The organism is Hydrogenispora ethanolica (assembly GCF_004340685.1).
Lineage (GTDB): Bacteria > Bacillota > UBA4882 > UBA8346 > UBA8346 > Hydrogenispora > Hydrogenispora ethanolica.
Map to the genome: position 1 here is coordinate 1 of NZ_SLUN01000075.1, position 3117 is coordinate 3117.

The window sequence follows — 3117 nt, forward strand, 5'->3', positions numbered from 1 at the left end:
TCGAACTTTTTTAGGTTTTTAAAAATTTTGCTTGACGTGGCACTTCCATATCAGGGATGGTCTTCATCCTTGTAAGGGATCCCATGATCCTTTCAGAGGATCCTTCGATCCTTGTTTCCCCGAGGATCATCCTAGCATCCCGGAGCCTTCGGGAACCATCCCCAAAGCTCCGGGATAAAGGACCAATCCTTCGGGATGCTTCCCCAAACCTCCGGGAAAGAGGACGAATCCTTGGGGAAGCATCGACAAATCTTCGGGAAGCTTCCCCGAGGTTTGGGGAAGCTTCCACGAATGTCATCCCAGGATCAATATAGGCCATCTAACAAACGAAATTGGGTTCATTTTGCGTAAAATATTTAAAAGTGATCTTGTAAACTCATGCGTAACAAGGTTATACAGAGACGTTTTTAGAATCAAACTGATCCTTGCCTCGCTGATTGTCTAAAAACTGACCTCTCCCCCTGTCCCCTCCCCGGCGGTATTTCATCCGTAAACCGCCGGACTCTATCCTTCCTGGACATGGCCCGGCGAAGTTATTTCTGATGGTAGACTCGACGGGGAGGGGTGGATTGCCACAAATTATTGCGCCCATTTTGGGGTTTTATCTTTGGCCTATTTCCGTTTGATTCACGTAAAAACTTACCTTTTTGCATAAACATTGGCCCTCGTTTCAAGCGATTGACCCCTCCCCGTCGAAATGTCTATCTGAATTCGCTTCGCCGGGGAGGGGACCGGGGAGAGGTCGCTTTTGGACTTGCTTTATCTCTCTATCGATCTCCCAAAACCTTTTTGGTTCCGGCTCCGCCGGGATAGGATGTAATAAATTTTTTTATTAAAGAATTGCATTCCGAATGCAAATGGAATCAAAACGCGTTTTATCGATCGGCGTATTGGATTATTTGTCGAATTCCTTCATCATTAACCTGTTTCAAGCAAATTTCCTCTCAAAATTAGAATCGTTTATTCTTTTAAAGATCCTACCATAACGCCTTTGACGAAATATTTCTGCAGGAACGGGTAAAGGCAGAGAATCGGCAGAGTCGCAACGATGATCACCGCATACTTAATGGTCTCACTAATCATTTCTTGATCACCCACATTAGCGCCCATGGCCATTTGGAAAGAATCATTCATGAGCAAAATCTCCCGTAAAATAAGCTGCAATGGAAAGAGTTCCCGGTTTTGCAGGAAAATCATTGCCTGAAACCAGGCATTCCAGTGACCCACCCCGTAAAACAAAATCATTACCGCGATAGTCGGCATGGCGAGCGGGACGATAATCCGGAACAATATCAATAGATGACCGGCTCCGTCGATCTTGGCCGACTCTTCGATACTGTCGGGTATAGCCATAAAGGCGGTACGCATAATAATCAGATTAAATGTATTAATGGCCGTCGGCAGTATTAATGCACATAACGAATTGTCAAGGCGCAATCCTTTTACTGTAAAATACAAAGGAATTAAGCCGCCATTGAAAAACATGGTGAACACAATGAAGAACATTACCACTTTGCCCCATAAAACGTTTTTCCGCGATAAAAAATAAGCCCCTAATGCCGTCATGGTAATATTGACAGCCACGCCGACCGTTACCAGAAAACAGGTATTTACGTATCCGGTAAAGATATTGGGGTTTTTGATGACCGCTTTATAAGCGCCGAGCGAAAAACCCAAGGGTTTATAGAGCAGCCCCGGGTATGCCATGATCCGGGATGGATCGCTTAAAGAAGCAAAAATAACATAAAGGAACGGATATAAAGTGATGACCATCAAAAACGTTAACAATGTGATGTTAATAAAATCGAAAATGCGGTCTCTACTACTTTTAATGCCACTCATCAGGCTTGCCTCCCTACCATAAACTAGATTCTTTAGTCCGTTTACTGAGCCAATTTGCGCATATCAGGAACACGAAATTAATGGCCGAATTAAATAGACCAACTGCCGCACTATAACTCCAATTAAATTCCTGGAGACCTTTCCGGTAAACGAATGTGGAAATTACATCGGAAGTATCATAAATTGCCGGATTATATAAGAGAATAATTTTTTCAAAACCGACATTCAAAAGATTACCCATTCGTAAGATCAACAGATCAACATGATCAGGATGGTCGGAAGCAGTCCCGGAAGGGCGACATGCCAGATCTGCCGCAAACGGCCGGCGCCATCCATCTTCGCCGCTTCATAAAGCTGCGGATCAATACCGGTAAGGGCCGCTAAATAAATAATGGAGCCCCAGCCAACTTCTTGCCAGATCCCGGATAAGACATAAACCGGCACAAATAATTGCGGCTGATTTAGCATTGTGACCGGGTGCCACCCTAAAAAACTTAAGAGATAGTTCACAATCCCATTCTCCGCAGTAAAATCCCGAATCAATCCGCAGATAACGATAAGTGAAACAAAATGGGGCATATAGGTGATGGTCTGGATCGTGCGGGAAAAGAATTTACTATGCAATTCATTAATAAGCAACGCCAGAATAATTGGGGCGGGAAACCCAAAAAGCAATGAGTTCAAACTAATCACAAACGTATTTTTGATGATTCGCCAAAAATAATAACTGGTGAAAAAATCGGAAAAATTTTTAAACCCAATCCAGGGACTATGGATTATACCTTGAACCGGCGAAAAATTTTTAAATGCAATAATAGCCCCGTACATCGGCAAATAGTGAAACAATAGATAATAAGCAACTACTGGAATGGCTAAAAGATATAGCGTGCGATTATATTGAAAATCCGACTTCACCCTGGACCAAAAACTCCGGGACAAAGTCTTGCATTGCATCAGTGCAGCTGATTGCATGCTCATGAACTTCCCCTCTTTCAAACTGTAAATTTTTAATGCAACCTTAACCAATTCTCATCATAATCTGGAATTCCAATAAGCGTAAAGGTGAATAAAACTTTCACCTTAACCGGCAAGAGAAATTTAATTACAATAATGTTAATAGAGTGTTAATGATGACAATCCATTGTAATATGAAAAAAAGAAAGGAGGAAAAAAAACTTATTTAGGGTTCGCTGAACAGAGAAAAAAGCCTTGATAATACTAAGTTTAAGAGCTATTTGTGGTATAATAGATCCAAGGAAAACAGCGATAAAAGAA

The 3117-nt window shown here is 42.1% G+C and carries 1 protein-coding gene and 1 pseudogene; both read right to left on the reverse strand.

What is annotated here, in order from left to right:
• Nucleotides 1-960: 960 nt before the first annotated feature.
• The gene (locus EDC14_RS26285; RefSeq protein WP_132018352.1) at nt 961-1842 is read right to left on the reverse strand and encodes a carbohydrate ABC transporter permease; all 882 of its coding nucleotides are present in this window, start codon (nt 1840-1842) and stop codon (nt 961-963) included.
• A gap of 13 nt (nt 1843-1855) precedes the next feature.
• Nucleotides 1856-2796 (reverse strand): annotated as a pseudogene (locus EDC14_RS26290) (ABC transporter permease).
• Nucleotides 2797-3117: the final 321 nt, after the last annotated feature.